This window comes from Acinetobacter sp. ANC 3813 (assembly GCF_002135435.1).
In the GTDB taxonomy this organism is placed as follows: Bacteria; Pseudomonadota; Gammaproteobacteria; order Pseudomonadales; family Moraxellaceae; genus Acinetobacter.
The window spans coordinates 109809-136150 of the sequence record NZ_NEGK01000006.1; the positions used below are offsets into that span (position 1 = coordinate 109809).

Sequence of the window (26342 nt, forward strand, 5' to 3'; positions counted from 1 at the left end):
TTTGAGCCCTATTCAGCGCAGAAAAGAATGATATGCTAGGGACGAGCAGAATAAAATCATTTAGGGTCATGAAAACAATTTTAGTTGCCAATCAAAAAGGCGGATGCGGTAAAACGATTACAGCCATTAATTTGGCTTCTGCGCTGGCGCAAAAAGGCTACAAAGTCGCTTTGGCCGATGCAGATACTCAAAAATCTGCTTTACAGTGGCTGAAACAGCGCCCTGCTTCAGCTGCGCCTATTCAAAGTTTGGATTGGCGCCATGAAAAATCCATTGGCGACGCTTCGAAAAATACTGAATATTTAATTATCGATGCGCCTGGCGCGCTTTCAGGCGAACACGCTGAACAGCTGATCAGTGAAGCGCATGCCATTATTACCCCGCTGCAGCCGTCTTTTTTTGATATTGATTCGACCCGCCGTTTCCTGAAGCATTTGCAAGATATTAAGCGCATCCGCAAAGGCAAAGTGCAGATTTTACTGCTGGCCAACCGCGTCAAGCCGAACTCGTCCAGTTCTAAAGATATTCAGGACTTCTTTAATAAAATTGAACAGGAACCTGCGGCATGGATTTCTGAACGTACAGCCTATGGACAGCTGGCCATGCAGGGCTTAAGTGTCTTTGATAAAACCCAGAAAAATTATCTGGGCATGCAAACACAATGGCAGCCGCTTTTAAATGCGATTATTGACGACCCAAGCAATTGGTTTTAATGAACATTTAAACTGCATAAAAAAAGTTGCGCAATTCATTCAATACTTACTAAGCTTGCATGTTCGCCTGCTTAAATTTCAGTTAATATGGCTTAACAGCCCCGATCAGTGACCATGAATTCAGTGCATCAGTACGCGCCTACTTTACAGAAAGTCTTATTATTCGGGCTGTTTTTCGCCCTATTATTTCTGAGCTTCAGCGTTCTGAAATACTTTATTGTGCCTGTGGTTTGGGCGGCTATTATTGCCTATATGACATGGCCGCTGTATCAGCGCGTGCAGCGTATGTGCAATAACCGTTCAACACTCAGCGCAACACTGATGATTATGTCCGTGATGCTGATCATTGGCCTGCCGCTCATTTTTGCGATTTTCCTGCTGCAGCATGAAGGGCGAAATTTATATTATGAACTGCAAAAGCAGGTCTTTTCTGGCCATGTCAATGTCCCTGATTTTATCCGCCAGCTGCCCTTTATCGGCAAAGAAGTGTCTCGCACTTTACGCGAACTGAATAATGATCCAAACAGTATTATCCAGTCGATTCAAATTTGGATTCAAGGCCATTTAAACTATGGCAAAATTTTACTGAATGAAATCAGTAAGAATATTTTTAAGCTGTGCTTTGCCGTCATGTCGCTGTTCTTCTTTTACCGTGACGGACCAACCATTTTAAGCCAAGTCAGCAAAGCGCTGGAAATGGTGATTGGGCCTCGCGTACACCATTATTTATCCACCATTTCCGACACAACCCGCGCAGTGGTTTATGGCGTCGGCTTAACTGCAATCGCGCAAGCAGCATTGGCTGGCATCAGCTATTTTGTCGCTGGCGTGCCTAATCCAATGCTGCTGACCATTGTCACCTTTATTTTGGCCTTAATTCCCTTTGGCCCTCCCATCGCTTACACCTCAATCTCGCTTTGGCTGTTTTCGCAAGGTCAAACCATTGAAGCCATTGGCGTCATGGCTTGGGGCGTTTGTGTAGTCAGCACAGCTGACAACGTGATCCGCCCGCTGGTGATCTCTGGCGCAACTCAAATTCCGTTCCTGCTGATCATGTTTGGTGTACTCGGCGGCTTGGCAAGTTTTGGCATGGTTGGCTTATTTGTCGGTCCCGTGATTCTTGCGGTACTGCTGGCCATTTGGCGTGAATGGCTGCATGAAACCCAGATAGAACCCGTGATGATGCCAAAAGCCTCTATGGTGCATGACTTAGGGCCAGATTCAGACGATACAGACGCGCAACCGAAGATGTAAACCCATCGCAGCAAAAGCCAGCATCGAGTTACAAAGCACCGACCTAAAGCTGCTGGCAATACGATTTTCTATCTGTTTCAATAATTTAGTTCAAACAGATAGGATGCATAAAATGACAAACTCATTGCAAAAGCTAACGCTAAGTGCGGCCTGCACCCTGACAGCGCTCTTTGCTGCAGGATGTTCAACGACTGGAACATTGCCAAGCACGGGTAATGAACAAACCATTAAAGTGAATGCCGTCAGCGCTGCAGGTGTAGGCGCGGAGATCGGTACAATCGCTTTTCGTGACAGCGCTGCAGGTCTCGTGATCAGCACCCATTTAAGTCAGCTGCCGCCTGGCCCGCACGGCTTCCATATTCATGAAAAAGGCTCATGCGACCCTGCTGAAAAAGATGGCAAGATGGGTGCAGCCCTTGCTGCTGGCAGCCATTACAATCCTAATCAAGCGCCGCACCATGGCACACCGCTTACTGGACACTTAGGCGACCTGCCATTATTGAATGTTGCAGCAGACGGCACGGCTAAAGTGACGATGATTGCGCCGCGTGTAAAAGCGGCAGATATACAAAACCTTGCCATTATGGTGCATGCAGGCAGTGACAACTATTCAGATGATCCAAAACCGCTTGGCGGCGGCGGTGACCGTATTGCGTGCGGCATCATTAAATAACATTGTGGAAAACAATATTGTGGAAAACTACAAAAACTGTGGATAAGTCTTGGCTTATGCACAGTTATGCGTAATTATCCGCAGCGCTCAGCAGATGCTATTCTGCTGGGCTTTTATCCTAAAGTACGGCTCAATCCATACATAAAAAAATACACGCTTAATCCACTTTTCAAGCGCCTCAAATTGACAGCTTTGTAAAAAAAGTTCAGGCTAAACCTATAATTAAAACTCGGCTTCAATTCGCCTTTATGAACAGTTTGCGCCAGTGGTTTCAGCCTTTCCAATCCAATGCCATTGCCATTTATTGCCTGCAAATATGTATCGTCTTGAGCGGCACAACGCTCGGACTGTATTTTTTAGGCTTTGATCAGCTGATTGTCCCTGCAACATTGGGCGCGATTGCCACCGCTCTGACTGATTTTGATGACCGGCTCAGCATCCGGCTGCGTAATTTGGCCTATGTCTGCGTGCTGTTTTTCGGTGTCAGCAGTATTTTAGATTTTCTGCATCCTTATAAATTCTTTTTTATTTTATATTTATCACTGTCCAGCGCCTGCTTTATTTTAATGGGCGCATTAGGCCAGCGCTATGCAGCCATTTCATTCGGCACAATTTTACTGTCTATTTACACTATGTTTGGCCTAGGCGAATATGATCACTGGTATTTTCAGCCCAGCTGCTTTGTCTTGGGCGCACTTTGGTACGGCGCAACCGCCATCCTGTTTTATCTGATCAAACCCACACTGGCTGTACAGGACAATTTGTCGCGCAGCTTTATGCACATTGCCGATCTGTTGAATGCCAAAGCCCGGCTGTTTGATCCAGACAATCAAGACAATGTCGAAACCCTGCTTTATGATTTATCCATTCAGAACAGCACAGTGGTGCAAAGCTTTAACCTCACTAAAGCGTCTCTGCTGACTCGTTTAAAAGCTTCACGCGCCAATCACCACACCATTTACTGGCTGAATCTGTATTTTCTGGCGCAGGATATTCACGAACAGGCCAGCGCGAATTATTTGCATTATGAAAAGGTTCATCAAAATTTCAGCCGCACCGATTTGATATTCCGCATTCAGAAAAATCTGCGCCTGCAGGCCCTTGCCTGCCAAACACTGGCGCAGTGCATTTTACGCAATGAAATTTATCAGCCCAGCGCCTCGTCCACGCATGCGCTAGACAATCTGCACAGCTCCATGCAAGATTGGGTGCATGACAATCCACACAATATGGATGTGAAAAATCTGCAGCTGATTGTGCGCAATCTGGACAGTGTGCATGAACGCTTATTGCATCTGAATGAGCTGCAGAACCGTCAGGAACAGCGCTATCAGCAGCATATCGATAATCTGAATTTATACGATGACGACATTCACGGCTGGCATGATTTATGGCTGAAACTGCAGCAGCATCTGACACCGCAGTCAGCCCTATTCCGCCATGCAGTTCGCATTGCCTTTGTTTTTGCTGTGGGCTATGGCATTTCCTTGCTGCCCTTTGCCAAAAACGGCTACTGGATTTTGCTGACCAGTTTATTTGTCTGCCAGATGCGTTATTTTGCCACCAAAAGCCGCTTAAAAATGCGGACTTTGGGCACAGTGCTCGGTGTGATTTTAGGTGTGCCAATTTTATATTTTGTGCCCAGCATTGAAGGCCAGCTGCTTCTGACCGTGATTTTTGGCGTGTGCTTTTTTTACCTCAGCGCCAAAAAATACGCCATGGCAACACTGATGGCCACCTTAATGGTGCTGCTGATTTTTAATTTAAAAGGCGCAGGCTACGCCATTATTTTACCGCGCATTATGGACACACTGTTAGGCTGCCTGATTGCATGGTTTGCGGTCAGCTTTATTTGGCCTGATTGGGACTTCCGCAATATTTCCGCCACCATTAAAAAAAGCGCCAATGCAACGCTCAATTATTTTGATGCAGTCACAGAACAATACCTGCATGGGCAGGACAACAGCATTGATTACCGCCGTGCACGTCGGGCTGCGCATAATGCGCAAACTGAACTGGCCAGCATGATTTCCAGCCTGAGTACAGAGCCTAATCCCAACCCTGAGCTGATCCATCATGCCTTCCGCTATTTGGTTTATAGCCATAGCCAGCTCAGCTATATTTCCGCTTTGGGCAGTCACCGCACGCAAGTACAGGACACTCAAGTTCTAGAGCTTCTACTGTGGTGTAAAAACACCTTAATTCAGGTTTTGAAGGATCAACTTCCTCTGCCCGAACAGGAAATTCAGCAAAAACTGCTCGAGATTCAGAATCTGAATACGCAGGAACAGCTGGGCAGCCACTTGCAGCTGGTGCTCAAACAAATCAGCCTATTATTGGAAACCCTGCCTGAGTTGCTGCTGTTGCGTACAGCATTGCTGCGGCAGGACATAAAATAGCAAAGATTCGAGTGCTATATAATTAAAACCAAGTTAAAGACTTGGTTTTAACCTTTGATTTTATTATCTTTTAATTACACATTTAGTTTATTTTTCCATCTGGATTTCAGGTACACTCTCCCATCATTCTCATTGAAACAGTGACCATGACTATTCAAAATTTACGCCTTGTGGGCGCCCTTGAAGGCCTTTCTTTTCTCCTGCTGCTTTTTGTCGCCATGCCAATGAAGTACATTTTAGGCAATCCTATTCTGGTCAAATATGTCGGCATGGGACACGGCGTTTTATTTATCGCCTTTTTAGTGGTGCTGTTTGTGGTCTGTGAAAAGCAAAAATGGTCTTTGACAATGTTTTTAATGGGCTTGATCGCATCAATCCTGCCTTTCGGCCCATTTATCTTTGATGCCAAACTGAAAAAGATGCAAGCGCCTGCACTTCAGTCTTAAAGTACATATCCAATAAAAATCCCCCAAAAGATGGGGGATTTTTATGTCTTAAACATTCACTCAAAATTCGCCTGCATTTTTTCTTTGCTGCAAAATCGACTGCAGCGTACTGCGGGGAAAGCTGAACCAGAGCGCAATTAAGGCGAAGCACGACAGCGCAAAAGCCCATAAATGAAAATATTCATACAGTATACGCACCGCTTCAAGGATGAAGAAAAAGCTGAACATCATCAAAATTGATACCGAAGCCGCCACAGTGCCTTTAGAGACTTCAGAGGACATTAAGGCAAAACGGTACAGCACTGAAAAGCTGATGCCTTCACCAAAACTCACCAGCGTCATACCGGCAATCAGGCAAATCAGATAATAGCTTTGAATAAAAGTGCCCAGCAGCACCAGTCCTGTACCTGCCAGCATTAAAGGCAGCCCGATCAGCACAGTTTTGCCCAAAGGCAATTTATCAATAATTTTCAGCAGTACAATATTGCCGAGAATTAAGCCGCCAAGCACAGGAAACTGCGCCAAACCATATTGCATGCTGCTCAGGCCCAGCTCTTCAATCAGCAGCACAGGCGACAGCGCAATCCACAGCATCAGCGGCATCGCCACCATAGGCAAGCCCAAGGTCAGGGCTAAAAAGCGCGGATTTTTAAAGACCTGTTTAAAATCATGCCAAATATAGCTAATCGGCTGTTTGGGTATACTGCGCCGCTGCACTGGCATTTTGGCTTTCAGTCCAAACCAGCTGAGACCAGACAGCAAAGCAATGCCAATAAAGCCCCAATGCCATGACACATGGTCAATCAAAAATGCGCCGAGCACAGGGCCAAGCAGCGGCGCCAGCAGAGAAATATTCGCCATCAGCGCCATCACTTTAATGGCGTCACGCTCTTCAAAAGTTTCCTGAATCGCGGCATAGCCCACTGCCGAAATAACCGACAGGCCAAAGCCCTGTAAAAAACGTAACGTGAGGAAGGACTCAATGTTTTTCGTCAGCAGAATAGCCAAACAGCACAACGTAAAAAAGATAACGCCGCCCAATAGAACTTTTTTGCGGCCTAGGCGGTCTGACAATGGCCCAAGTATCGCTGCCACGCAGGCGCCGCCCAGCAAATAAAAGGACATGGACGATGGTGCCCAAGCGCTGCTGACGCCAAATTCTTTGGTAATGGCCAGCATGGCTGGCTGAACCAGATCATTGCCGATATAAACAGAAAATTCGAATAGCACCAGCGCCAAAGGAAACATGAGTGTCGCGCGGCTGAGCTTTTCAGTTTGTATGTTTTGCATGATGGCCTACGCAAGAGCGCTATAGAGTTGAGCTGTATCTGCAGATGCAGAGAAACACAGCAGCCCAAAATCAGCACTGTAAATAATAAATTTTAATAAAATAAAATGCGCCGTATGCACTCGGCGCACATGAGCATAATGCGGATGAATTAAAATAATGAAGAGGCGTTAAGCCATGTACAGCTTATTTTAGCAAGCTTGCAGCCGCTTGTATTGCTGCTTTATGCGACACGGCGCGGCAATTAAAATTTTACAGTTCAGTTTCTGACCCCTCTTCCTGCGCGGCGCTTTGGATAAATGTGCCATTTTTTAAGTCTTCATAGGCTTGCATAACTTCATCGTAATGATTCATCACAAAATAGCCACGCCCATATAAAGGCTCTGCAAATGGCGCAGCGCTTAGATATAAAATGGAGCAGTCCTGCAGCGCCGTCAGTTCAACATCATCGCCAAAACTGGACATCACAGCCAAACCTGAATCCTGCAGCTGCTCATCGTCTGGCTGAAAAGCGGCGCGGCCTGAACGCATATATATGAGTGTGGTATCGCCAGATTGTGCAGGCAATTGCACCGTATGGCCCTGCGCCATAAACACATCATAAACCTGCATAGGAGAATGCACTTTGGCTGGCCCAGTATGCCCGAGATACTCCCCCGCAATGACTCTCAGCCATCCCGCATCCTGCGCTAAATTAATTTTCGGTATGCTGCCAGCGCGCAGGCTTTGATAGCGCGGCGCATTCATTTTATCCTTAGCCGGCAAATTCACCCACAGCTGCAGCATCTCAAAAGGGCCGCCTGTTTCTGAAAATGCCTGACTGAACACTTCTTTATGCAAAATCCCAGAGGCTGCGGTCATCCACTGCACATCACCAGCTGCAATAATCCCGCCGCCGCCCGTCGAATCAATATGCTCCAGCTCACCTTTAAACATCATGGTCACGGTTTCAAAACCGCGGTGCGGGTGTTCATCAACTCCTTTGCGCAATTTTGACGGCTTTAAGATGCCTGGCCCTAAATGATCCAGCAGCAAAAACGGCGACACGGTATTGCCCAATTCATAATGTGAAAACACGGAAGTTACAGGCGCAAAGTCCCCTACTGCCGTTTGCGTACTATTACTATGAATAAAAGCCAGAGTTTTCATTACCGTTTTTCCCGAGCCAATGGATGGATTTGTTAATATTTTAAATAGTTGAAAAATAACTTTTTATTTTTTGATTTTTAATTTATAAAATTAATGTAAAATCAATAAGATATATGCACTTTAGACCGTTATGCACACCTCAAAAAAGAGGAATTTAATGACATAACGCATAGAAACGATCATTTTTTTACACTCTACACTACGGGCATAGTGCATGAGTATATTTTTATTTGGGGAAATGCATGGCGCAGACAATATTAAGTTCGGGTTTTAAGCTGTCCTGTTTATTCAGCAGTATTTTACTGATAACTGCATGCGGCGGCGGAAGCGGCAGTGATTCCGCGGCTAATCCGCCTGCTGATGCTGCAAATAATCCAGCCACTCCAGCAGAACCTTCTACACCTGTCGTTCCTGCAGATCCGGAAGAGGCTGCACCTCCTCCAGCGGCAGAAAAACCGCCCGCAGATGCCTGCGCTGCAAATCCTGCATCTTGTGAAACCCGCGCCAAGCAAACTATTCCTGCACTATATACACGCTATATGGTGATAGGGAATCTTTACGACTTAGAATTCAAATCTTCTGCAAATTTAGCAGTCTCAATTAAAAGTTTGAGTCCAACCATCTGCAGTGTGTCGGGCATTGAAATTCAAGCGCTGAATAATGGCAGCTGTACCTTAGAATTTAGCCAAGCAGGCAATACGACTTATGCGCCTGTAGCAGAAAATAAAACTATTCCTGTCTATACCGCTGAACAGGCGGCTCAAACCAATATTAATACCTGTCAGGCGGGTGTATTAGCGCAAAAATACAAAACTGAGGCGCTGAATACACTGAATGATATACGGGCGCTGCATGGGCTAAAGCCTGTGGCCTATGACTACACACGTGATGATGAAGTCATGCAGGCAGCGCTCATTACAGCGGCAAACCCGAAAAATGACCTAACGCATTATCCTGAAAAAACCCTGCCTTGCTATACAGAAGCTGGGGACAAAGCATCTCAGACCAGTAATATTGGCCTGCGCTGGAGCTCAAGTCAGATTGTATGGAAAAATGACTTCAGCGATATTCAAAATGTAGTGATTAGCGCCATGACGGAGAAATATTCTTCAAGTATTGGCCACCGCCGCTGGCTGCTGAACCCTTTCTTAACCAAGGTTGCCGTAGGTGCAGTCATAAGTTCAAGCAGTCCTTTTAAGGAAGGTTCGGCGATGAAAGTGATTTATCCATCGGATAGCATAAAAGCCACCACCAATACGACTGGACTGATTGCTTATCCTTATCAGAATTATCCAGCAAAATATTTTGAGAAAAATGTACCGCTTTCAATGTCTATTTTCTATGATCAGAAAGCGCTATGGAACAACAGCAATGTGGACTACTCTCAAGCAACACTACAGGTGACAGAACGCAGCTCTAGCGCGCTGCAAACCATTACCAAAGTTGCCTTTGATAATAAAGGTTCTGGCTTGCCAAACAGCATCCAGTTTAACTTTGATACTTTAAGCTATAACACGACCTATGATGTGAAAGTCAGCAACGTGAAGGTTAAAGGTGTTGCGACGAACTATAATTATTGGTTTAAAGTGACTGAATAATTATTAATACTTCCTGACAGGATTTAAAATTCTGTCAGGAAGTATTCAAATATTGAAAATATAAATGTCCAATTTAGCATTTCAATAATTTTATCATTTCTGCCTTTGTACGTCACCCTATAGGATCACCCCATCACCTGTTTCGTCTTGATATTCTATTCAGCCTTTAAACATAATAGTGACGGTTTCAAAACCGCGGTGTGGGTGTTCGTCTACACCTTTACCCAGCTGGGTGGGTTTGAGTATTCCGGGGCCTAGATGGTCGAGCAGTAGAAATGGTGAAACGGTATTTCCCAGTTCATAGTGAGAAAATACGGCGGTGACTGGGGAAAAGTCACCTACAGCGGATTGGAATGTGGTTTTATAGATAAAAGCTAGTGTTTTCAATATTCTAACCCATCATTTAATTTCTGTTTTACTTGCCATTTTATTATTTTTTAGACAATAATTAGCCAATAATTTTTTAAAATTAGTACATTAAAATGAATAAAGAAAACTCTTTGGTCTGTGGAATTATTATGCCAATTGCATCAATGGGTTCAGAATATCCTGAGCAACATTGGGTAGATATACGTTCAATAATAAATCGGGCAGTTGAAAGAGCTGGCTTTACCCCGCGAATGGTTAGTGAATCAGACGATGCAACTATCATTCATAAATCAATTATTCAAAATATTTATAATAATCCTATTACTATTTGCGATGTAAGTGGAAAAAATGCCAATGTAATGTTTGAACTAGGAATGAGGCTTGCATTTAATAAACCTGTAGTCATTATAAAAGATGATTTAACAAGCTATTCATTTGATACTTCCAATATTGAGCATATTGGATACCGTAAAGATTTGAGATTTAACACTATTGAAACCTTTATAAACTCTTTAGCTCAAAAAATTAAAGCAACTTATGAAAAATCAATATCAGATAATTACCAACCCTTTTTGAGCCACTTTGGCAGTTTTACAATTTCTTCAATAGATAATCAAACCATTGGTTCAACTGAGGCACTTGAAAAACTCCTCGATAAAGTAAGCATCTTAAATGAAAATTTAGATGATCAAAAATTGCTTACTTTGAACAAAATAAATAACTCCACAAACTATTCAACGGTAAAATTTTCAAAAGAATTAAACTTTTCCGACCAAGAGGAAATTGCTAGAAATACATGGAGAAACTACCAAAATGATGTTGAAAGAATTTCCTTTACAAGAGATTCATTCAACATTAAATGGGAGCCAATGCTGTCATTTGAAGATAGAACTGCAATTTTCCATGAGATTGAATTATTTATTGAAAATCAAATAAATAACCTTGATAATGGATTGCCATTTTAATTATTCCCAATAAAAAAGCGCATCAATCGATACGCTTTTTATGAGGCATCACTGCCTAAATTACAATCATAAATCAAAGATTTATTAAGAACATTTCGCTGTTTGGAAAGTCTTGGTATTTTTACCGCGCTGGCACATATATTCTTTTTGTGTAGTGGTACGTTCCCAGTCACCATCGACCTGCTTAAAGCGGTATACGGTGCGGATTGAACGAACCGAATCATCCAGCAAGCCTGTTTCAGTCACTTTTACTTCTGCTGCTGTCGGTGACTCTACACTGTTAAAGTACTGGCGGATTTCAACTGTTGCCAAGTCCTTGCGCAAATCTGGGCGCTCGTGCAGTACCTGCGCCAGCGGTGTTTCTGAACGGCCAACTTTATTCACAATTTTCTGTGTCGTGGCACAGCCAGACAAAACACCTGCGCATACAGCTGCGGCAGCAATCATACGGAACATAATCCTGATCCAAACTTCTAAAATACTGTGCATATATTGCCTTTTTTGAATGCTTAACACTATTTAGCAAATGTAAGTCTTAGAGCGTCAGATATAAAAAACGCATCCGAAGATGCGTTTTTAAAATCTTAAATCGTTTGAAAATTAAAGATCAAACAATTTGCCAGGGTTCATAATGCCTTGCGGGTCAAATACTTGCTTAAGCGCTTTCATGTATTCAATTTCTTCTGCAGAACGCGTGTAATCCAAATACGGTTTTTTGGTCATGCCCACACCGTGCTCAGCAGAGATCGAACCGTCATATTTTTTAACAGTTTCAAATACGTATTTATTCACCACTTGGCATTTAGCAAAAAACTCATCTTTGCTTAAGTCCGCAGGTTTTAAAATATTTAAATGCAGGTTGCCGTCGCCAATATGGCCAAACCAGCAGATATCAAAATCTGGGTAGTTGTCTGCCACAATCGTATCAATTTCTTTAATAAACGCAGGAACATGCGTAATTAATACTGAAATGTCATTTTTATACGGCGTAAATGGCGCAATTGATTCCGAAATATCTTCACGCAGGCGCCATAAGCTTTCAACTTGCTCAAGGCTTTGGCTTAACACGCCGTCCAGCACCCAGCCCTGCTCCATGCAGTGCTCAAAAATTTCCATCGCCTTGTCCATAATCGGTTCAAATGGCGCTTCAAATTCAAGCAATACGTAGAATGGGCATGCCGTTTCAAACGGACGCTGTACATGGCCATTGGCCAAGACTTTCTGCATCGCCAATTCACCAAAGAACTCAAATGCAGTCAGGTCAATTTTCGCTTGGAACGCATGCAGCACAGGCATGATGACATCAAAATCAGGAACGCCTAAAACCATCACTTGCAAGTCTTGCGGCTGGCGCTCTAATTTAATTTCCGCTTCGGTAACTAAACCTAAAGTGCCTTCACCGCCAATGAATAAATGCTGCAGCGCATAGCCCGTTGCATTTTTAATCATGCCTTTGTTTAAACGCAATACATCGCCTTTGCCTGTAACAACAGTTAAACCCAGCACCCAGTTGCGGGTCATGCCGTATTTAATGACTTTAATACCGCCAGCATTGGTGCCAATGTTGCCGCCAATTTGTGATGAACCTGCAGATGCGAAATCGACTGGGTAATACATACCCTGTTCTTCTGCATAATTTTGCAGCTGTTCAGTCACCACACCCGCCTGTACGCGCACCATGCGGTCTGCAGGGAAGAACTCCAGAATCTGGTTCATCTTGTCCATGCTCACCACGATTTCACCGTTGGCTGCTACTGCGCCAGCAGATAAGCCAGTACGGCCGCCAGAAGGTGTGATGGCTACATTAAATTGGTTCGCAAGCTGAACAATGGCTTGCACTTGCTCAGTCGATGATGGGAAAACGATGACCGACGGGTTTGGATCGAAGTGCTTGGTATGGTCACGTCCCCAATTTTCTAGGCTGTCCGCATCGGTTTTAATACGGTTTTCACCGACGATAGCGGTCAATTGGGTTAATAACTCTGGGGTTAAAGCGACTGGAGCATTCATCGTTTTCAGACCTTGCAAGAAGTAAACAAGTTGTAAATAGCCTATAAATCATTCGTTTGCGCATAGCTTGGCGCATGAATAAATTCAGGCAGGCGTGAAGATAAAAGAATCAGACTAGAGATCTTTTTTCACGGATGGATATTATAAAGTATTTTTAGGCAAAACCCGCAGAAAATCCTGTTTTTACAATCATCCGTTTGAAATTGCGGACTTAATTAAACCCCTAATGAATCATGCTGCACCATATTTTGCAAAAATACCTTACTCTGCTGTCATAAAGGAAATGTATATCGCCTGTACTCCTATGCTATTATATGCGCACTAAATTTGGCCTTTGTAGCGGAGCCGTAATGAGCCAACATCTTTCACTGCCTAAAGATAAAATTCGTTTCTTGTTGTTAGAAGGCGTTCACCAGAACGCAGTCGACACTTTAAATGCTGCCGGATACACCAACATCGATTACCGTAAAACAGCGCTGGAAGGCGAAGCGCTGCTAGAAGCGGTTAAAGATGCGCACTTCATCGGTATTCGTTCGCGCACTCAACTCACTGAAGAAGTGTTTGAAGCAGCGAACAAACTGATTGCAGTGGGCTGTTTCTGTATTGGTACAAACCAAGTGAACTTAAATGCTGCGATGATCCGCGGTATTCCTGTATTTAACGCGCCATACTCTAATACCCGTTCGGTAGCTGAGTTAGTGCTTGCTGAAGCGATCCTTCTTCTGCGCCGTGTACCTGAAAAATCTACAGATACACATGCGGGCGGCTGGAACAAATCTGCAGTGGGTTCATTCGAAACACGCGGTAAAGTTTTAGGTATCGTCGGTTACGGTTCTATCGGTTCTCAACTTTCTGTTCTTGCTGAAAGCATGGGCATGCAAGTGATTTACTATGATGCAGTGACTAAACTGCCGCTAGGCAATGCGCGTCAAGTGGGTTCTTTAAATGAACTGCTTGCCAATGCTGACGTCGTCTCTATTCACGTTCCAGATGTACCGTCTACTCGCAACTTCATGGGCAAAGATCAATTTGCTCAAATGAAAGAAGGTTCGATCTTCATTAATGCAGCGCGCGGCACATGCGTTCTGATTGATGATCTTGCAGATGCAATCAAATCTGGCCACATTGCTGGCGCAGCGGTTGACGTATTCCCTAAAGAGCCAAAAGCGAATGGTGAAGAATTTGTTTCTGCACTGCGCAACCTTCCAAACGTGATTTTAACACCTCACGTTGGCGGTTCGACTATGGAAGCGCAAGCAAACATCGGCCTAGAAGTAGGCGAAAAATTTGTTGCTTACTCAGATAAAGGTATGACTTTATCTGCTGTGAACTTCCCAGAAATCGCGCTTCCTTTAACTGAAGGCAAGCACCGTTTACTGCACATTCACAAAAACATTCCAGGTGTATTGTCTAAAATCAATAACCTGTTTGCAGAGCACGGCATCAACATTTCTGGCCAGTCTTTAATGACTAAAGGCGATGTGGGCTACTTGGTTATGGATGTAGACGCTACTGCATCTCAAGAAGCGCTAGACACTTTGCATGCAGTTGAAGGTACAATCCGCGTACGCGTATTGTTCTAAGTACTGCGCTAAAAGCCACGGGCTGCGGCCTGTGGCTTTTTTGTTTTTTAAGCTTCTGCTTTACTCTCCCGCTATCGAGAAATCGAAACAAATTTAGTATATTCAGCGCATGCCGAATTTAAAAAATACGCCCCATGTGCACGCCCTGTTGCTGCTGCTGATTGCAATGATCAGTATGCAAAGCAGCGGCTCGCTGGCCAAAATCCTCTTCAATCAATTTCCGATTCTGACCGTATCCAGCTTACGCCTTTTGCTGGGCTCACTGATTTTGGCGGTGATTTTCCGTATTTGGCAGGTCAATTTCAAACAGGTGAGATGGAAAGCGATTGCCAGTTACGGTATCGCCTTAGCAGGCATGAATGCGCTGTTTTATTTATCCATTAATCGGCTGCCGCTCGGGATTGCGGTATCTTTTGAATTTATTGGGCCACTCAGTGTCGCACTGTTTTATGCGCGGCAAAAATTTGATTTTATTTGGGTCGGCTTAGCCATTTTAGGCTTGGTGCTGCTGTTCCCATTTGATCAAGCCTCTGCACGTTTAGACCCAATTGGCATTGCATTTGCGCTAGGCGCAGGCGCCTGCTGGGCGCTGTATATTGTGGCAGGTCAGAAACCGTCTGGTGTGTCGGGCAACCATACCGTTTGCCTCGGCATGTTTGTCGGCATGCTCTGCCTGATGCCGCTTGCGCTGCTGATTGGCATGCCTACCTCAGCCTTTGAGCCATCGAATTTTATTTACTTTATTGCGCTGGCAGTCTTGGCCAGCGCCCTGCCCTTTACTCTAGAAATGATTGCGCTGCGCAATTTATCTGCCTTGAGTTTTGGCACATTGATGAGTGTAGAACCCGCCATTGCCGCGCTGTCTGGATTTGTATTTTTAGGCGAGCAATTGCTGTGGACACAGTGGCTGGCGCTGGCGGTGATTATTACAGCATCCATCGGCTGTACTGTCACCACGCAGAAAGCGAGAAAGTAATTGATTCATATGAAATAAAAAACCGCACCAAAGTGCGGTTTTTTATTTATTTAGCTGATTGATTAGGAGACTATCCAGCAAGTTGGATACATTAATGCAGGCGGATTGTTTGGATCAATTTCAACATTATTCATTGATGCATCACACCAATCAATTTGATCGAAATCAAATTCAATTAAGCTGCTGTCATAAATATTTTCCGAAGACCAATAGTCTGGTTTCTGCAGATCACCTTTCTCCAGTACCCCATCTGCACTCACCCATGCCCAATCTGTTTCAGCCTGAGGAGGGATTGGAAGATATGCGCTGAAGGTTTGGTTTAACGGCAAACGGTATTGTTTATAAAATGACGGCTGCTCAGTCTGGGTATTTACCCGCGCGTAGTTTCCTCGTAAATACACCATGCAATACGACGGATCAGCTTCTGAAGACTTACAGCGCAGATTCACCTGATGCTGATCAAACAGCTTCGTCACGCTGCTGAGTTTAATCGTGACATTGCCTGTCAAGCCCGATGTCATTGTACCAGTCGCTTGATACACAGCATTGCCCTGTTCATATTGAGCACTGGCCGCGACCCAAGTTAAGTGCGCCGCATTTTTCAAGCCTGAAATAATTCGGCCGCCTTCTTCAGGCACCGCAAAGGATACGCCATTAAATTGCCCGGAACAGGCCACTGCCTTATTGTCAACGGTTACACATTTCACAAAGTTATTGGTCGTTGGCGCACCTAAATCAATCACCACATTCTTGTCATTTGGCAGCATCGACGTTTTTGAGCCGATTAAAGTGCCAGAGCTATCTTTTGCAGTCCATTGAATCTGCCCCTCAGAAGGCATATTAATAATATCTACACCAGCTGCTGAAATCGCATTGGTTTTGGTTAAAACAGAGAGGTCTTTCAATATAACCTGTGCGGTGATGTTGCAAGGTACAAAAACATTGGCCGACTGGCATTTCACATTGACTGAACCTGGATTTTCAAATTTGAAATCCCAGTTCCAAGTCGAAAAATGCGATACTGTTGCATGCACTGCAAGACCTACAGGAGAGCTTAGAGACGAAATCACTTGTCCTTCACCTTCTTCTACCCATAAGCCCTTGGCTTCATCAAAATGCCACATTGGAATTTTAAATCCAGCGCTTAAAATTTGGTTATTAATACTATCGACCGGCAAATCCATTTGAATATCAGCTGTTTTTCCTTTAGCGAGCTGTAAATGCTCGCCAGCCGCATTCTTAAAGGTCGCTGTAATCATCCCCACGCTGATGAGATTGGTGATTTGACCATTGGCTGTCATTGCAACGCCATTTGCAGGCATGGCATTTAAATCACTGCTTTGAATATCCCACGGACTGAACTCCACAGTGACCGCACCTGTGGCAGGCTGGCCATTGGGCAATACAAATGCATTTGCCGGAATGGTGATTTTTGCATGGCTATAAGCAGATTCAATAACTTGCGCATTTTCAATTTGAGCAACATTCACCACTTGCTTAATATCGAGCATATTTGCCGTGATATTTGCTAAGTCTTTAACATTAATGCTAACAGACTGGTTAATAAATCCTGAACGGCTTAAACGCACGGCTACAGAACTAGCAGATGCAGGAATTTTCACCTTAAAAGAAGCCAAACCATTACTGTCTGTTTTAAAGGTCTGGCCTGCTATCATGATGGTTACATCTGCCAGAGCAGTGCCTTGAGCGCTCTGAACATAAGCAGACACTGCTTTTTCAACCGTAACTTCTGTTTGTGAGGGCTGAGTATTGGAGTCATTGCCCGATCCGCATCCAATCAGCGGCACTGTTAAAACACATGCGGCAAGCATGGCCTGAAACTGTTGTTTTAATATCATTATTATTACTCTTTATTAAAATAAGACGCACCAAAAGCCGCACATTATTGTTTTTATTTATATTGAGATCAAATACAGCGCACTATTCACATGAACAGCAAGGCATGAATGCGCTGCCAAACACTGTTCATTCAGCAAGTGCGCTATAATTCAGCACATTGCCCATTTAAATCCTGCTGTCTATTTTATGCCGAATGCTCAAGCGCTTGCCGTGCTGTATATGATCCTGTCCATGGTGTCATATCAAATCAGCGCATCTTTTGCCAAACAGCTGTTTACTGTACTGGATCCGCTGAGCGTGACCATTCTGCGCTTGAGCTTTGCAGCGGTTATTGTCTGCCTGATGTTCCGGTCTTGGCAAATTGTCAAACGGCTGCCCTATTTAAGATGGCGTGAGCTGCTATGTTACAGCGCTTCACTGTGCCTCATGAATGTGCTGTTCTATATGTCTTTGGGTAAATTGCCGCAAGGTATTGCAGTGGGATTGGAATTTATTGGCCCCTTGGGCTTAGCCTTATTGTCCATTCAGCGGCGCAGCGATTACGTCTGGGTACTGCTGGCGATCGCAGGCATCGCCTTGATGGTGCCTTGGGGACAAACCGCCAGCGCTGAGTTTTCAATGATAGGCGCTGCCTGTGCGCTGGGCGCAGGTCTGTGCTGGGCATTTTATATTTATTTCGGGCAAAAGGTGGTGCATCAAAATATCGGCATGCATGCGCTGACCATTGCCATTACGCTCTCGGCACTGACCTTGCTGCCGATCGGGCTCTACCGTGATGCACCCGCACTGCTGCACACTGAGTATTGGGGCAAAGCCCTTACGATTGCTATTTTAGCCACAGCCATTCCCTATGCTTTAGATTTAAAAGCGCTGAAACAGCTGAATAAACTCAGCTACGGCACTTTATCCAGCCTTTCTCCTGCACTGGCAGCGCTGACAGGGCTGGTCTTGCTGGGCGAACAAATTGGCCTACTGCAATGGGCTGCGCTGTTCTGCGTCATGGTTGCATCTATAGGTGTGACCTTAAAGTCATCGCAGGATTCATCCGCAAAATCGGCTTAGACCTTGAGCAAGCATAGAGTCACGCAGCTCTGCATCTTCAAAAATCAAGACAGCCTATTCCACCAAGCTGTCTTTTTCTTTGCGTTTATATTTTGTGTATTCAGCCAAATATTGCTGAGCTAACTCCGACTTTTGCGCTTGCGTTAAAATTTTTCCCGCTTGCTGAAAAAAACCGTGCTCCTCTTCTTTTAAATGATGATGTACCGTTTCTGACAATTTTTTAGCAATCGCCAGCCAGCCTGGATTGCTGAATTCAGTCTCAGTCAGCTGCTCCAGCAGCTCATCCATTTTATGATGTTCAGCTAATGCATGACGGGTGATATTCAGCCCCGAATCCGTCATCATGAGTGGAATATATAAATAGCGGTCTTCACCCACGGCATGCGCGAATAATTCATTTTTCAGCAATTCAAATAAATTTCTGCGGTCTGGCGTATCACCTGAAGTATTCAGCAGCTGCGCTGCAAGTTCCCGCTGTTTCTCGTGACTCTGGCGTAAAGCTTCAAAGATATTCATCATGGCCTCTAAATGCTTGAGCTGGATAGACATCAAACTTACCCTATTTTTCTAAAAAATAAGTTTGGCTGTGTTTCAGCCTATCGCAATCAGCATTAGAGCGCTATAACACTCTGTTAAATTTTGTTCAGCTCTGCCCTGTAATGGTTTGATAACCCAAGCGGATAATCAGCACACTGACCAAAATTAAAAACAAAATACGGATAAAGCCGCTGCCGTATTTCAAAGCAGCCTTCACCCCAACAATTGAACCGACAATATTCGCTACAGCCATCATGCCGCCAATGGCAAACAGGACATGTCCGGTCGGGGCAAAAAAGCTCAATGCCGCTAAATTTGTAGTGAGATTGGCAATTTTAGACAACGCAGAAGCATGCAGAAAGTCTGCTTTTAAATAGCGGATAAAAAAGAAAATGAAAAAACTGCCCGTACCGGGTCCAAAAATACCGTCATAAAAACCAATGGCCAGACTGCCTGCTGCCGCCAGCAGTAAAATCTTTGGCGTCAGCTCTTGGCGGATATGCACCTGTCCAAACTGCTTCTTCATAAAGGTATAAATCGCAATGACGATCAGCATGACCAGTACGAAGGGCCGCAAGACTTCTTTTGGCACCATCGACACACAGGCAGCGCCTGCAAATGAAGCCACAAACGCACAGGCAGCAATGACTGCCAGCAGCTTCCAGCGCAGTTTGACTTGGCGTAAAAAAGAATAAGAAGCCGAAGCTGTACCAAAAATGGAAGACAGTTTATTGGTGCCGAATACTGTCGCCGGCGACAGCTGCGGCATGGCATTCATAATGGCTGGAATTTGAATCAGCCCGCCGCCGCCTACTGCAGCATCAATCGCCCCAGCAAAGAAAGCAAAAAACAGCAGGCTTAAGATAATTTCAATTTCCACAGTACGGGCCTTAAATGAATGAAAGTTTAAGAATCGGGATTAAAGATTTAAAACACGTTTCGGCACCAGACGTTTATGCTCAGTGATTTCCGCCAAGCCTAAACATTTCTCGCCATCAAAGACCAACGCTTCCGGCACTGCGTCATGCTCAATATTGCTTTCCATACCGCGGCTGAAAAATTCAGCTCGGCCTTCCGGCACTTGCACTTTGGGAAAGTGATCAATCGGAGCATAGACCGGCAGTAATAGCGCTTCTCGCTCTGGCTCCGTTAGACTTTCCAAATATTCAATGGTATGGCTTGGAATCAGCTGAAACTGCCCCGTTTGAATCCGGTGCAAATAGGTCAAATGCCCATAGCTGCCCAGCGCTTTAGCAATATCTTCACCTAGAACTCGAATATACGTGCCTTTTGAACAGGTCACATCCAGCGTAATGCTATTTTCTGTAAAAGACAGCAATTGAATGGCTTCAATAGTGATCGGACGCGCTTCACGCTCAATCTCAATGCCTTTGCGCGCCAACTCATAGAGCGGACGGCCTTCTTTTTTCAACGCTGAATACATTGGCGGCACTTGCAGAATATCGCCGGTAAATTGCTGCAGCACTTCTAAAATTTTAGCCTCATTCAGCACAGGAACCGTTTGCTCCATCAGCATTTCACCTTCAGTGTCACCCGTGGTTGTGCTGTGCCCTAAAAAAACCGTCGTTTCATAACGCTTTACAGAATCTAATAAATAATGCGAAAACTTAGTCGCTTCACCTAAGCAAATCGGCAGCAAGCCTGAAGCCAAAGGATCTAAGGCGCCGGTATGCCCTGCCTTTTGCGCGCGGAATAGCCAGCGCACTTTTTGCAAAGCACCGTTAGAACTGATGCCTAGCGGTTTATTTAATAAAAAAACACCGCTAATATGACGGCGCTGAATTTTTTTGGCAGATGGTTTCATAGCAAAAATAAGCAAAAGAATACTGCGCAATGGTAACTGAATCTTTACAACTTTTCTGTGATTTTGTCTTTCAGCTGTGGCATATTCAGACCCATTGCATCATTGATAACAAATAAAATCTAAAAAAGGCGCATGAGGATATGCAGAAAAACAAACTATGGATCTTAGCCGCTGCAGTCATTATCGCGATTGGCGCATTAATTTTTTGGCTGTCACCCAATAAAGGCAGCACGCCTGCTGCAGAAAATACTGATCAGCAAAGCACTCTGGCCGCTGGCGAAATGGCGTCATCACAGGCCGCCAGCACTGGCGGAACTTCTTTCAGCAGCCGAAGCCAGCAAGATACGGAAATCAACTGCCAAATGAAGCTGGACAGCTCCAACCGCTTAATTGTGAATGAACAAACTCGAAACTGTTTTGAGTATTTCATTACCCAATACGGCGAAAAATCAATTGAACAGATCAGGAAAGATTTTAAAACCTATATTGATGAAGACTACAAAGAACCTGCGCTGTCACAGATTCTAGACTTGTGGAACCGCTATATGGACTATCGTGAAAAGCTGGGCAGCTTGCAAGCGCCTAACTTGAGTCAGGATGATCCTCAATACTACCGCTCAGTGTTTAACAGCACTCAAAATATACGTAAGCAATTCTTTTCAGATTATGAAATTGAAGGCTTATTTGGCGCGGAAAACACTTATCACATTTATACCTTAAAACGCCTAGACGTGATTAATGATAAATCCCTGAGCGAACAGGAAAAGGCGCAAAAATTAAAAGCGCTGTTTGATGAACTGCCAGCAGAATGGAAAGAAAACTTAGAGCAAATTAATAAACTGGAAGATTTACGCAAACTCACAGCAGACATAAAAGCTCGCGGCGGCTCAGCAGAAGAAATTCATCAAATGCGTACAAATTTGGTTGGACCTGAAGCAACGCAGCGTTTAGAAAAGCTCGATACACAGCGCGCTGACTGGAAGAGCAATGTAAACAGCTATTTATCAGAACGTGACAGCATCATGAAAAGCGGCATGGGTGATGATGCAAAACAAAAAGCAGTCAATCAGCTTCGCGGACAATATTTTAAAGCCAAAGAAGATCAGCTGCGGGTCAATACCTTTGAGACGCTGCATGATCAAGGTGAAAAACTGCCCTTCAGTGAATAAAACCAGCTAAGGCAGCATGCATTTTTACTGCTGTGTAAAGACCTGAGTAATTTAATGATCTGTTTCACATTTAAAGGACGCCTAAGCGTCCTTTAATATTTTATCACTCAAAAAAAATCAAAATTCAGCATCCGTCCACGTTACACTTTTAGTCATTTTTTAAACTCAAAAGGCGGTTAAATTACAAATTAGTGACATTCTTTGATGGTTGGTGGCCTGAAATGACATGGAAATAAACATGTGTCATGAAAAAATACTTGGGCATCTGCTTTATTTTCACTCTCTAAACTACAACATGGATATTTCTTCAGGGAACTATTGAATATTCACACAAAGATGCACCGGAGAGTTTGCTTTACCTTAAAAAAACAGTAATAAAAACAAACCAAACAAAGGAATGCATATGCGTACTTTAACAACCAAAGTCAAAACTGCCGCTCTCGGCGTTATGGCTTGCTTAGCGATTGGATTATCGGCAAGCACTCAGGCTGGTGTTTTAAAAGTCACAGAAACTGCAAAAAGTGATTATGCTAAAACCAAGTACCCGATTTTGATGGTACACGGATGGTTAGGCTGGTCACGTATCGGCAATGAATCGCTGAACATTGACTATTGGTACCAAATTTTGCCGGATATGGCGCGCAATGGTTCAACGGTGTTTGCTGCTCAGCTCTCACCGGCAAATACCACTGCCTACCGCGGCGAGCAGCTGATTACTCAAGTTGAAGAAGTTCTTGCCTTAACGGGCAAAGACAAAGTGAACTTGATCGGCCATTCACACGGCGGCCCGACAGTACTTTATGTCGCATCAACCAAACCTCAATATTTAGCGTCAATTACAGGTGTTGCAGGCACTTACCACGGTTCAAAAGTAGCGGATGATATCCAAAACAATAAATTGACTAAAACGGCATTCAATATTTTAGGCGATTATATTATTGGGCCATTAATTGCTTTGGCGCAGGCAAAACCAGAATTGGGCATTGATTTTGACGCTTCGATGAAGTCTTTATCTCAAACAGGTTCTGCCAATTTCAATGCTACCGTTGCTAAAACTGCCGTGAAAGACGGCGTTCTTGCGGCAACAGAAAACTGCAGCAAGAGCTTAAAATCAACTGACAGCAAAGGCATCCGCTACTTCTCTTGGACTGGCGTAGCGCAAACCACGAACTTGCTGGATATCGACACGATCCTCATGCAGTTAGGCCCATTATCTTATGGCAATAAAGACAATGACGGCATGGTGTCACGCTGCAGCGCGTACATGGGGCAAGTGATCCGTGACGACTACAAACTGAACCATACCGACTTAGCAAACATGATGTTTGGCTTGACAGGCATATTTGCACAGGACCCTGTTGCACTTTACCGCCAGCATGCAAACCGCTTAAAGCTTCAAGGACTGTAACCCGTCCAGCCCATAAGCCTAAGCTTATGGGTTTTTTATGCCTGTTTTTTAAAGCAGCTTACACTCTGCTACAATAACAATATTTGTTACATATCGCACAGATACTAATCACTTATTGATTGTATTCACTCTTTCCTCAGCAATAATAGAGATGACAACTTATATTGTCAGTACAAAAAAAACGATATAAAAACTGAGGAATCAACATGAAATACGGACTATTTACAGCCGCATTATTGGGCTTCTGCACACTCGCTTCAGCACAGGCCGCAACTCAAGCCGAACAAGTCAAAAAAACAGCTATAAGCACTTATGCTAAAACCAAATACCCAGTGGTTTTTGCACACGGCATGGCAGGTTTCATCACGGTTGGTACAGATACCCTCGGTTTAGATTACTGGTATCAAATTTTGCCGGATTTAGCGCGTAATGGCGCCAATGTCTGGGCAACCCGCGTTTCTCCATTTAATTCAAGTGAAATCCGCGGTGAACAGCTGCTGCAGCAAGTTTTGGAAATCCGCGCTTTAACAGGAACGAGCAAAGTCAATTTAATTGGCCATTCACACGGCGGCCCAACAATCCGCTATGTTGCAGGAGTCCGTCCTGATGTTGTCGCATCATTAACCAGTGTTGGCGGTCCAAACAAAGGCTCACCTGTTGCTGACCTGATCTTAAAAGCTGAAGGCACATTTGTTGAAGGCCCGCTTGTTGGCTTGGTGAACTTTGTTTCCAAAGCGATTACCTGGGCGCAAGGTCTAGATCCGAACAGCTATCCGCATGATGCCTTGGCAGGCGGTAAAAGCCTGACCTTAGCCGGCTCGGCGCTTTACAATGCCAAATTCCCGCTCGGCATGCCAACAACTGCCTGCGGTGATGGTCCAGCAGTAGATCAAGGCGTTTACAACTATTCATTTACTGGCGTAGGTCAAATTACCAATGTTCTGGATTTGGATTCTGCACTTAAAGTCACTGCCCTGCTGATTGATGGCGGCAAAAATAACGATGGCCTTGTACCGAAATGCAGCGCAAAATTCGGCAAAACCATCCGCGATGATTACAACTGGAACCACCTCGATGAAGTCAACCAAGTCCTTGGCTTGAAAGCTTTATTTGCGCCAGACCCTGTTGATGTTTATCGTCAGCACGCCAACCGTTTAAAACTTCAAGGTTTATAATTTTTTTCAGTTCCTGTCATTAAGCTGTATGACAGGAACTGACGAACCCATTGAATGCAGCTTTGCTCATCATATAAGCCCTCTATTCAGTCATTTATATACAAACACCAATGATGCCGCAGCATCATTCACTTCTATTCCAGAACAGAGAACACTAACAGTACAAATTGACTTGTCCGAATATAGTTTTCACAGCAAAGAAGAGTATTGCTTTCAGTGAGCAGCCAAATGATGGTTTAGCCAGAAAATGCAGTGCTAAGCTTAAGCTGACCATCCATAAGGATTACAAATGAAACCGTATTGAATAAGTTACCCAATTGTCTGGTCTAAAGAGCTTTTTAGCGCTGGAGCTTGTTGCTGTCTTTAGAAAGACAGCCAATCGAGTAAGGCAGCAAGATGTATCAACAGCAGATTATCTATATGTCAAGATTTTATCTTTGATAGATTCTGATTCTTCAGCTATAAACCAATAAATTTCAGCTATAAAAAATGCGCCATAAGGCGCATTTTTTAACTCGAGTAAAAACTTAAAATTAAGCTTTAACTTTACGAGCTGGCAATTTTTCACGGATACGTGCAGCTTTACCAGACAATTCGCGTAGGTAGTAAAGTTTAGCGCGGCGAACATCACCACGGCGTTTAACTTCAACTTTAGCTACGATTGGAGAATGTGTTTGGAAAACACGTTCAACACCAACACCGCTAGAAATTTTACGAACTGTAAACGCAGAGTTTAAACCGCGGTTTTTAATCGCAATTACAACACCTTCAAAAGCCTGAAGACGCTCACGGTCGCCCTCTTTAACTTTTACAGAAACAATTACTGTATCACCAGGTGCAAACGCAGGTAGATCAGTTCTTAATTGTGCATTTTCAACAGCTTGTACTAAAGGATGCTTACCGCTCATGGGGTATCTCCAAAATGCGAGTCAGAAGAGGTCTGAATATCGCAGGGTATAGAGGCTAAAGCGCATACACCCGATTATCTTTCTTTTTACGATTGACCACTTCAATGCATAAAAAGCCTATTAAAGAATACTTAACATAAAATTAAGTACCGATTCGAAGCTAAGCCTCGAATTTTGCTTAGAAAATAATATAAATATTATTTCCCTTGCGAATCTTTAAGCCATTTTTTCTGCTGCTTAGTCAGCTCGACTTTTTCGACCAGCTCAGGCCGGCGTGCTAAAGTGCGCTGATAACGCTGCAAAAACCGCCATTTTTCAATATTTGCATGATGCCCTGTTTTTAAAATTTCAGGCACATCCAAATCTTCAAAATGATCTGGCTTGGTATATTGCGGGCAGTCTAAAAGACCATCCACAAATGAGTCTTGCACATGTGACTGCTCATCAGACATCGCACCCGGAAGCCTCCGAATAATACTGTCTAAGAGAACCATCGCAGGAAGCTCGCCACCCGATAATACGTAATCTCCAATTGACCATTCCTGATCAACATATTTCTGGATCAAACGCTCATCAACACCTTCATAACGCCCGCACAGTACAATCAGTCCGTCATATTCGACAAATTGCTGTACCGCCGGTTCATTTAAGGTCTTTCCTTGCGGTGACATATACACCACTGGAACATGAACTGCACCTGCTTGCTGTGCAAGCTGTTTGGCATGGTTAATTGCTTTCGCCAAAGGCTCAGCCATCATGACCATACCGGGGCCACCGCCGAATGGACGTTCATCCACCCGTCTGTAGTTGCCCTCAGCAAAATCTCGAGGATTGATGCAGCTAAGCTGCATCAACTCTTTTTTTGCCGCGCGCCCGCTAATACCGTAGGCTGTAATCGCTTCAAACATTTCAGGAAAAAGCGTTATGACTGCAAAAAACACCGCAGACTCCTCTATTTTCCTGCTGCGTTAACCC

At 44.2% G+C, this 26342-nt stretch carries 23 protein-coding genes and 1 pseudogene; 13 read left to right on the plus strand and 11 right to left on the minus strand.

Annotation, left to right across the window (positions count from 1 at the left end):
• Positions 1-68: 68 nt before the first annotated feature.
• The 5 genes from B9T34_RS10595 (at position 69) to B9T34_RS10615 (ending at position 5485) form a co-directional block, all read left to right on the plus strand.
• Complete coding sequence (locus tag B9T34_RS10595; protein WP_086213104.1) at positions 69-713, plus strand: ParA family protein; 645 nt, start codon at positions 69-71, stop codon at positions 711-713.
• A gap of 123 nt (positions 714-836) precedes the next feature.
• The gene (locus B9T34_RS10600) at positions 837-1967 is read left to right on the plus strand and encodes an AI-2E family transporter (RefSeq protein ID WP_416202712.1); all 1131 of its coding nucleotides are present in this window, start codon (positions 837-839) and stop codon (positions 1965-1967) included.
• Between the two features lie 112 nt (positions 1968-2079).
• Complete coding sequence (gene sodC, locus B9T34_RS10605; RefSeq protein WP_086213106.1) at positions 2080-2640, plus strand: superoxide dismutase family protein; 561 nt, start codon at positions 2080-2082, stop codon at positions 2638-2640.
• 248 nt (positions 2641-2888) lie between these two features.
• On the plus strand, positions 2889-5039 hold the full coding sequence (gene yccS, locus B9T34_RS10610) for a YccS family putative transporter (protein ID WP_086213107.1): 2151 nt from the start codon (positions 2889-2891) through the stop codon (positions 5037-5039).
• 146 nt (positions 5040-5185) lie between these two features.
• On the plus strand, positions 5186-5485 hold the full coding sequence (locus tag B9T34_RS10615) for a DUF3817 domain-containing protein (RefSeq protein WP_086213108.1): 300 nt from the start codon (positions 5186-5188) through the stop codon (positions 5483-5485).
• Between the two features lie 60 nt (positions 5486-5545).
• On the opposite strand, the gene B9T34_RS10620 is transcribed toward B9T34_RS10615, so the two are convergent.
• Positions 5546-6775 carry an MFS transporter gene (locus tag B9T34_RS10620; RefSeq protein WP_086213109.1) on the minus strand — a complete coding sequence of 410 codons (1230 nt, stop codon included), beginning with the start codon at positions 6773-6775 and terminating at the stop codon, positions 5546-5548.
• Between the two features lie 250 nt (positions 6776-7025).
• On the minus strand, positions 7026-7922 hold the full coding sequence (locus tag B9T34_RS10625) for a pirin family protein (RefSeq protein WP_086213110.1): 897 nt from the start codon (positions 7920-7922) through the stop codon (positions 7026-7028).
• Positions 7923-8164: 242 nt separating this feature from the next.
• On the opposite strand from B9T34_RS10625, the gene B9T34_RS10630 reads away from it, so the two are divergent.
• The gene (locus tag B9T34_RS10630; protein ID WP_086213111.1) at positions 8165-9520 is read left to right on the plus strand and encodes a CAP domain-containing protein; all 1356 of its coding nucleotides are present in this window, start codon (positions 8165-8167) and stop codon (positions 9518-9520) included.
• Positions 9521-9682: 162 nt separating this feature from the next.
• Here B9T34_RS10630 and B9T34_RS10635 read toward each other — a convergent pair.
• A pseudogene (locus tag B9T34_RS10635) lies at positions 9683-9907 on the minus strand (pirin family protein); the annotation flags it as partial.
• 95 nt (positions 9908-10002) lie between these two features.
• Here B9T34_RS10635 and B9T34_RS10640 point away from each other — a divergent pair.
• Positions 10003-10854 (plus strand): RNA helicase, encoded by an 852-nt coding sequence (locus B9T34_RS10640; RefSeq protein ID WP_139841265.1) that lies wholly within the window; start codon positions 10003-10005, stop codon positions 10852-10854.
• Positions 10855-10938: 84 nt separating this feature from the next.
• Here the strand turns inward: B9T34_RS10640 and B9T34_RS10645 are convergent, their stop codons facing one another.
• On the minus strand, positions 10939-11310 hold the full coding sequence (locus B9T34_RS10645) for a hypothetical protein (protein ID WP_086213114.1): 372 nt from the start codon (positions 11308-11310) through the stop codon (positions 10939-10941).
• A 144-nt stretch (positions 11311-11454) separates the two neighbouring features.
• On the minus strand, positions 11455-12864 hold the full coding sequence (locus B9T34_RS10650) for an FAD-binding oxidoreductase (protein WP_086213115.1): 1410 nt from the start codon (positions 12862-12864) through the stop codon (positions 11455-11457).
• A 350-nt stretch (positions 12865-13214) separates the two neighbouring features.
• On the opposite strand from B9T34_RS10650, the gene serA reads away from it, so the two are divergent.
• The gene (gene serA, locus B9T34_RS10655) at positions 13215-14447 is read left to right on the plus strand and encodes a phosphoglycerate dehydrogenase (protein WP_086213116.1); all 1233 of its coding nucleotides are present in this window, start codon (positions 13215-13217) and stop codon (positions 14445-14447) included.
• A 109-nt stretch (positions 14448-14556) separates the two neighbouring features.
• The gene (locus B9T34_RS10660) at positions 14557-15423 is read left to right on the plus strand and encodes an EamA family transporter (protein WP_086213117.1); all 867 of its coding nucleotides are present in this window, start codon (positions 14557-14559) and stop codon (positions 15421-15423) included.
• Positions 15424-15485: 62 nt separating this feature from the next.
• Here B9T34_RS10660 and B9T34_RS10665 read toward each other — a convergent pair whose 3' ends face one another.
• On the minus strand, positions 15486-17282 hold the full coding sequence (locus B9T34_RS10665; RefSeq protein ID WP_086213118.1) for a hypothetical protein: 1797 nt from the start codon (positions 17280-17282) through the stop codon (positions 15486-15488).
• 187 nt (positions 17283-17469) lie between these two features.
• Between B9T34_RS10665 and B9T34_RS10670 the strand changes: the two genes are divergently transcribed.
• A complete protein-coding gene (locus B9T34_RS10670; RefSeq protein WP_086213119.1) occupies positions 17470-18345 on the plus strand; it encodes an EamA family transporter in 876 nt (291 codons plus the stop codon).
• Between the two features lie 54 nt (positions 18346-18399).
• Here the strand turns inward: B9T34_RS10670 and B9T34_RS10675 are convergent, their stop codons facing one another.
• From B9T34_RS10675 to truB, 3 genes are all read right to left on the minus strand, one after another.
• The gene (locus tag B9T34_RS10675; RefSeq protein WP_086213221.1) at positions 18400-18861 is read right to left on the minus strand and encodes a hemerythrin domain-containing protein; all 462 of its coding nucleotides are present in this window, start codon (positions 18859-18861) and stop codon (positions 18400-18402) included.
• Between the two features lie 127 nt (positions 18862-18988).
• Complete coding sequence (locus tag B9T34_RS10680; protein WP_086213120.1) at positions 18989-19762, minus strand: sulfite exporter TauE/SafE family protein; 774 nt, start codon at positions 19760-19762, stop codon at positions 18989-18991.
• A gap of 39 nt (positions 19763-19801) precedes the next feature.
• Complete coding sequence (gene truB, locus B9T34_RS10685; RefSeq protein WP_086213222.1) at positions 19802-20707, minus strand: tRNA pseudouridine(55) synthase TruB; 906 nt, start codon at positions 20705-20707, stop codon at positions 19802-19804.
• A 140-nt stretch (positions 20708-20847) separates the two neighbouring features.
• Here truB and B9T34_RS10690 point away from each other — a divergent pair, with 140 nt between their 5' ends.
• The 3 genes from B9T34_RS10690 (at position 20848) to B9T34_RS10700 (ending at position 24459) form a co-directional block, all read left to right on the plus strand.
• Positions 20848-21876 carry a lipase secretion chaperone gene (locus tag B9T34_RS10690; protein ID WP_086213121.1) on the plus strand — a complete coding sequence of 343 codons (1029 nt, stop codon included), beginning with the start codon at positions 20848-20850 and terminating at the stop codon, positions 21874-21876.
• Between the two features lie 448 nt (positions 21877-22324).
• Positions 22325-23284: an esterase/lipase family protein gene (locus B9T34_RS10695; RefSeq protein ID WP_086213223.1), complete on the plus strand. Its 960-nt coding sequence runs from the start codon at positions 22325-22327 to the stop codon at positions 23282-23284.
• A gap of 206 nt (positions 23285-23490) precedes the next feature.
• On the plus strand, positions 23491-24459 hold the full coding sequence (locus B9T34_RS10700; RefSeq protein WP_086213122.1) for an esterase/lipase family protein: 969 nt from the start codon (positions 23491-23493) through the stop codon (positions 24457-24459).
• A 533-nt stretch (positions 24460-24992) separates the two neighbouring features.
• Here B9T34_RS10700 and rplS read toward each other — a convergent pair.
• Together rplS and trmD are read right to left on the minus strand one after the other, a co-directional pair.
• Positions 24993-25367: a 50S ribosomal protein L19 gene (rplS, locus tag B9T34_RS10705; RefSeq protein ID WP_086213123.1), complete on the minus strand. Its 375-nt coding sequence runs from the start codon at positions 25365-25367 to the stop codon at positions 24993-24995.
• 197 nt (positions 25368-25564) lie between these two features.
• Positions 25565-26308, minus strand: a complete 744-nt coding sequence (trmD, locus tag B9T34_RS10710; protein WP_086213124.1) for a tRNA (guanosine(37)-N1)-methyltransferase TrmD — start codon at positions 26306-26308, stop codon at positions 25565-25567.
• Positions 26309-26342: the final 34 nt, after the last annotated feature.